This is a genomic window from Vibrio penaeicida, from assembly GCF_002933855.1.
GTDB classification, from domain to species: Bacteria; Pseudomonadota; Gammaproteobacteria; order Enterobacterales; family Vibrionaceae; genus Vibrio; species Vibrio penaeicida_A.
Map to the genome: position 1 here is coordinate 246953 of NZ_BFAQ01000012.1, position 5964 is coordinate 252916.

Sequence of the window (5964 nt, forward strand, 5' to 3'; positions counted from 1 at the left end):
AGCATCTTGAGGTAACTTGGGTATAACTGATAAGTTAGATGCCTTTTCATTCTCGCTAAAATGGATACCAGAATAGGGTGGGGTCTAGGTATCGTTTCACAAACGCTAAACAGACGATGATCACTACGGCAGACATTACCCTTTTATCTATCGTCGTTAAGGGTTTTGCACTGTACCAAGTTCGGGATTTATTCCTGCCAAAACCTCGGAGCGTCATGGCGTTTGATATGGTGTCGGCACGGTCTAGGCTAGAAAAAATAAGCGGACCAAGAATGTGGGCTACATTGCGAATTCTCTGAATTAATGGAGCATTCTTAGAGAGATCCAGCCCCCTAGCTTGTTGAGCATGCATGATATTAATAAAGTCTTTCTTTACTTCAGGTAAGTAACGCAGTGTTAGACTTACCGCATAAGCAATTTTGTAAGGAACACCAATGCGATTTAAGCTGGCTGCAAATTCGGTTGGGTGAGTGGTAAACACAAAGACCAAAGCTATTGGGAACATGCTGAAGTACTTTAATGTCACTGTTATAAGATAGTACAGCGTCTCTTGTGATAGGGAATAGTTACCCCACAATGGCAATAATAGGTGTTCGCTGCCAATGAGTTCTGCACCTTGCCTTGGTGCTAAAAGATACATAAAGACAGCATTGAGCGAGAGCACACTTGCCGTGGCGATGAATAACGGGCGATAAACTCGAAAAGGAACTCGGCTTACTTTTAACAGCAGTATCCCTGATGCAATCATTGGGAGCAAAACGCGTAAATCAAATGTGGTCAGGACAACCGTAACCCATGCAGCAAACATCACGAGTTTGGTGATGCCATTCAATTGATGAAGAGGCGATCCTGTATTGATGTAGTTGATGCCAAAATTCATTTTTGCTGCGTTGCTCATGCCACCTCCATAGAGGTGTTTTGCGAGATAAAGTGGCGCATAAATTCGTTCGTATCATCTATGCCTGCTTTAGCGGCCAGTTCATACAAACTTGTTGGAGCAAGATTGGCACTGTCTAGCAAGTCTGGTTGGCTTAGCACTTCAGTTACAGGTGCGTCAGCGATGAGTTTAGCGTCCGAAATGACGACGGAACGGGTGGTGTATTCAAGAACCAAGTGCATATCGTGTGACACAATCAAAACAGTAATGCCTAGCTGCTGGTTGAGTGCCTTAATGAAATTCAACATCGAAGTGTAGTTGCGATAGTCTTGCCCAGCTGTTGGCTCATCTAGGATAAGAAGTTCAGGTTCTGATATTAATATGGATGCGATGGTCACACGTTTGCGCTGCCCGTAACTTAGCGCCTCGATTGGCCAATGGCGATATTGTTTTAGCCCGCATAGTTCTAAAACGTGCAAAACCTTTTCTTCAATATGAGGTTCGGGCAAGCCTTGGTTTCTAAGTCCAAATGCCACCTCATCGAAGATCATATGGTGAGAGATCATATGATTTGGATTTTGCATTACGACTCCGACTTTTTGGCTACGTTCAAATATAGAAAGATCCGCCATGTTGGCATCGTGCATTGAAATTGAGCCAGAATCCGGCGTTAACACACCCATCACTAGCTTGGTAAGGGTAGATTTACCGGAACCGTTTTTGCCAAGTACTGAAACGAACTCACCTTTTTTAACGTCAAAAGACACACCTTCAAGTGCATTTTTTCCGCCATCATAAGAAAAAGTGAGCTTATCGACTTTTAACAATGTTTTTGAGTGAATTGGCGTTGTAATTGGGCTATCAAGTGTCATCCATTTTGTAAGTGCCGGTTGATAGCTATCTATTGGAATCGCGCTTAAGTTAGCGATTGGTGCAGCAGAATCTAAATTACATTTCGCTTGTTTTAAGGCTGAAAGGTAAAGGGGCTCGCGGATGCCATGCTCCATCAAAAGATTTGAATGTAGTAAGGCATCTGGCGTCATATCTGCGATGATTTCACCGCCTTCCATTAGGATGACTCTGTCTATGCTTCGATGCAGGACATCTTCCAACCTATGTTCAATGATGACGATGGTTTTGCCAGTATCACGATGAATTTGATCAATGATTTCGATGGTCCGCTTGCCAGTTTTTGGGTCTAGGCTCGCTAGTGGCTCATCAAATAGCAGCAAATCTACCTCGTCCACCATCACACCTGCGAGCGAAACTCGTTGCTTCTGTCCACCGGAAAGATCGTGTGGAGAATGATGCAGTAAAGATTCAAGGTCTATGAGTTGCGCGGTGTCTCGCACTGTTTCGAGCATTTCGTGGTGCGGAACGAGCTGGTTCTCAAGAGCAAAGGCGATGTCTTCAGCCACACTTAATCCAACGAATTGACTGTCGGTATCTTGCAGTACGGTGCCAATTTGTCCAGTAAACTCGTGGAGTTTCATGGTATTCGAAGGTATGCCATTAATGGTTAAGGTGCCGGTGACCTGTCCGTTGATCGCAGAAGGAATAAGCCCATTAAGGCAATGACCCAGCGTCGATTTTCCGCTTCCACTAGGCCCTATAATTACAATCTTCTCGCCTTTCTCTATTCGTAGATTGATGTTGTTTAGAGTCGGTTTTTCCAGTGACTCGTATCGAAAAGAGAAGTTAGAGAACCTAATAGACCCTAGCACTTAAGCCTCCGATAAATTTCGGCTCTGCTTTTTTCTTTTTGCAACGGACTTGAGAATAAAATACCCAACTACGGCAATCAAAACGGTATTGGCTGATGCAATAATGGTGAGCTGGGTAAAGACCTTAGTAAACGGTTCTGCGTACAGAATGGTATCCAAAAATGCAGAGCAACCGTAGCCGACAATGTTGCCAATAAGCGCTAAAAGGACAAACAAGACGTAGTCTTTAAAAGGGAGCTCCCCTTGTTTTAGCCTGTTTCGAGTCAAGGTAGGGAATAAACCCATGACTAAACCAACGACTCCAGAACCTAGAACCCAAGTAATCCACACGCCCCAGCCAGCAAATAAATCTGTTACCCAATGGCCAATGAATCCAACCAAAAAGCCGACGACAGGCCCAAACATAACGGAAAACAGAGCCAATACGGCCATGGCTGGTTTAAGTGTTGTATTGGCAAAAACAGGGACACCAAACATTGGTAATCCACCAATGCCGTACAGTGCCGCACCAATAGCAATGACAACAACCATTTTTGCTGAGAAGTTCATAACGAATCCTTGTAGTTTAACAGAGCAAGAAAATAGGCAGTACGTTTTCTACCTTAAGGCGAAACGCGATGTAAACCAAAATATACTGCGCCCAAGTACCTTGAGGTTATTTTGGTATAGGGGTTTTGAGCTGTTTAGAGGAAATACAGTATCACATGGATCTTATAAGTTTGAGCTCATATGGTATAAACGCTGGAGACATGTTTTCGCTTTGCGATCTCGATCTTGAAACAACGAGGTGCTGATTTTCTCATACTTTGATTTTTTTGAGTTGAAAACTAGTCCTTTTGGGTGGTTTTTACATAAATACATGAAAAATTTTAAATTAAGCTTGCGCTTAAGTAAGGATGTTCTAAATTTTAATTAAGCTCATTAAGAAAGCTTATTTCCAATTGATGATTTAGATTTTATCCTCGGGGTGGAGGAGAGGCGCCTTTGGCAGAGCTTGACTGTCAAAGGCGTTTTTTTATTTTTGAGATGTGCTAAGGGCCTGTTGATTTTCCGCTGCTAAACTTTCGTGACTAAGCTTTGAATTCAGCATGTTCTAAATAGTGAGAGAACGACGAAAGGAAAGCATCAATGTCCTTTCTGTCTTCATCGGATAACTTATAGTCTGGCTTTCGGCAGTATGGCGTCGCGATGATTCCACGCTTAGTTAGAATCTCCTTTTCAACCGCAATAATGTACTCACAGTGGGTCATCCATTTACTGATGTACTGAAACAATTGTTTGTGCAGTGCTAATGCGTTCGCTTGGTCGCCAGACTGTTGTAGCCGATAGATTTCAACATAGATTTCTGCAAATGAGCAGCCTGGCATGACGCCTTTACCCCCGATGTCTAGCATATCCAACATATACAGACCTGCATAACCGTTCATGATGACAGCGCTTGGTTGCAATGAGAGTAAAGCCTGAGAGTACTCTATAGGAGGATTGCATTCTATTTTGAACACAGCGTGGGAGTGCCCTTGAGTTATCTTTTTCATTTGTTGTGGAGTAATGGCTACACCAGTCTCGGTAGGAGCATATTGAATGAGTACGGGAATATCGACGGCACTCAGCACGCTTTGAATATGGTGAATAATGTGTTCAGCAGCCGGGTTTAGAAAGTGGGGGGGAAGTAACATAATGGAATCCGCCCCTTGCTCTTGGTATTCAATGGCTTGTTGTACCGCTAACTCAGTTGCGTGCTCAGTAACGGATATACAACTAAACACGTTTGATTTTGTTGTGGTTTCACAAAACCAACTTGATAGAGATGCTTTTTCTTTCTGGCTGAGTTTGTAAAATTCACTGGCAATACCAAATAAGGTTAACCCTTGGCAACCTGTACTCATTAAGTGTTTCACCAGATTTTTAAAGCTTGTTATATCAACGCGACCACTTCCATCAAATGGCATTGCGACGATTGGGTTTACGCCGTAGATATCTTGTGAACTCATCATTTTAAAATTGCCCCATGTGTTGCCGATTAGATTAGGCTCTATATACTCAGTATCTTACGGTCACTTGGGTATTATTGTGCTAGAAATGTTCAAGTGACCTTGTTAGTAAGATTGTCGAGTGTGTTACTAGCCTTTTTAATAGAGTAATAGCTATACAATTTGTAAATACGATTAGCTCTATAGCTAGAATTACCATTCTGCGAAAGATCCGTCTTCGTTGGTCCAATGTGGGTTTCGCCATTTGGGCTGGTTTAGCTCCTTATTGTGCTGCTCTCGCATAAACTCTTCGTTGATGTCGATTCCTAAACCTGGCCCTTCGATATTGAGGCAATACCCATCTTTAAACTCAAACACGTCTTTGTTGTGAACATAGTCGAGAACATCGTTTCCTTTGTTGTAATGCATCCCAATGCTTTGCTCTTGGATGATGGCATTCTGACAACAGGTATCGATATGAACCGAAGAAGCGAGGGCAATGGCTCCGAGTGGGCAATGGGGTGCTAAAGCCACATCGTATGCTTCCGCCATGGATGCGATCTTCTTGAGTTCAGTTAGACCGCCACAATGGCAAATATCGGGTTGGATAATATCAACGCCACCATGCTCTAAGAGCTTCTTAAAATCCCATCGAGAATGCAGGCGCTCGCCCGTTGCTATGGGGATGGCTCCGTATTGTGCTATTTCGTGGATGCAGTCGAAATGTTCTGCTAACACGGGTTCTTCAACAAACATAGGATGCATGGGCTCCAACTCTTTCATCATGATTTTTGCCATGGCTTTGTGAACGCGACCATGAAAGTCGATGCCAATGCCAAAATCTTTACCTAGAGCGTCGCGAATTCCTTGTACCCTATCCAGTAACGCATCAACTTTGCTGTAGTTATCAATAAAGTTAAGCTCTTCTGTAGCGTTCATTTTGATGGCATTAAACCCTAGTGCTTTGCGCTCTTTTGCCATGTTCACCACATCGCTCGGTCGATCGCCTCCAATCCATGAGTAGGTTTGGATTTTATCTCGACACTTGCCACCCATTAGCTGATAAGCGGGGGTATCCAGAGCTTTGCCTTTGATATCCCAAAGTGCCTGGTCGATACCGGAAAGGGCACTCATCATGACAGCGCCACCTCGATAGAAAGTGGAGCGATGAAGGTAATTCCAGTGCAGTTCTATGTCTCGTGGATCTTTTCCTATCAGGTATTCCATTAACTCATCAACACAGGTGTGTACGGTGTGCGTTCGACCTTCTAAGCAAGGTTCTCCCCAGCCGATAATGCCCTCGTCGGTCATGATTTTTAAAAAACCCCAACGAGGTGCAACAATGAATTTTTCGTAACCAATAATTTTCATAAAATACCTTATTTAAACAATT

Annotated in this window: 5 protein-coding genes; all 5 read right to left on the bottom strand. The window is 43.3% G+C overall.

All coding sequences use genetic code 11. The annotated features are described in order from the left end of the window. Positions 1–55: 55 nt before the first annotated feature. The 5 genes from VPNCDNU1_RS06640 to dgoD all read right to left on the bottom strand — a co-directional run bounded on the left by VPNCDNU1_RS06640 (position 56) and on the right by dgoD (position 5942). Positions 56–898, bottom strand: a complete 843-nt coding sequence (locus tag VPNCDNU1_RS06640) for an energy-coupling factor transporter transmembrane component T family protein (protein WP_104399635.1) — start codon at positions 896–898, stop codon at positions 56–58. After that, entirely contained in the window at positions 895–2601 is a 1707-nt protein-coding gene (locus tag VPNCDNU1_RS06645) for an ABC transporter ATP-binding protein (RefSeq protein ID WP_104399636.1), read from the bottom strand. Before VPNCDNU1_RS06645 ends, VPNCDNU1_RS06640 begins: the two co-directional genes overlap by 4 nt. Continuing rightward, positions 2602–3150 (bottom strand): ECF-type riboflavin transporter substrate-binding protein, encoded by a 549-nt coding sequence (locus VPNCDNU1_RS06650; protein ID WP_104399637.1) that lies wholly within the window; start codon positions 3148–3150, stop codon positions 2602–2604. It abuts the gene before it with no gap. A 521-nt stretch (positions 3151–3671) separates the two neighbouring features. Continuing rightward, positions 3672–4595, bottom strand: coding sequence for a dihydrodipicolinate synthase family protein (locus VPNCDNU1_RS06655; protein WP_104399638.1), 924 nt, complete (start codon positions 4593–4595; stop codon positions 3672–3674). Positions 4596–4784: 189 nt separating this feature from the next. Continuing rightward, complete coding sequence (dgoD, locus tag VPNCDNU1_RS06660) at positions 4785–5942, bottom strand: galactonate dehydratase (RefSeq protein ID WP_104399639.1); 1158 nt, start codon at positions 5940–5942, stop codon at positions 4785–4787. Positions 5943–5964: the final 22 nt, after the last annotated feature.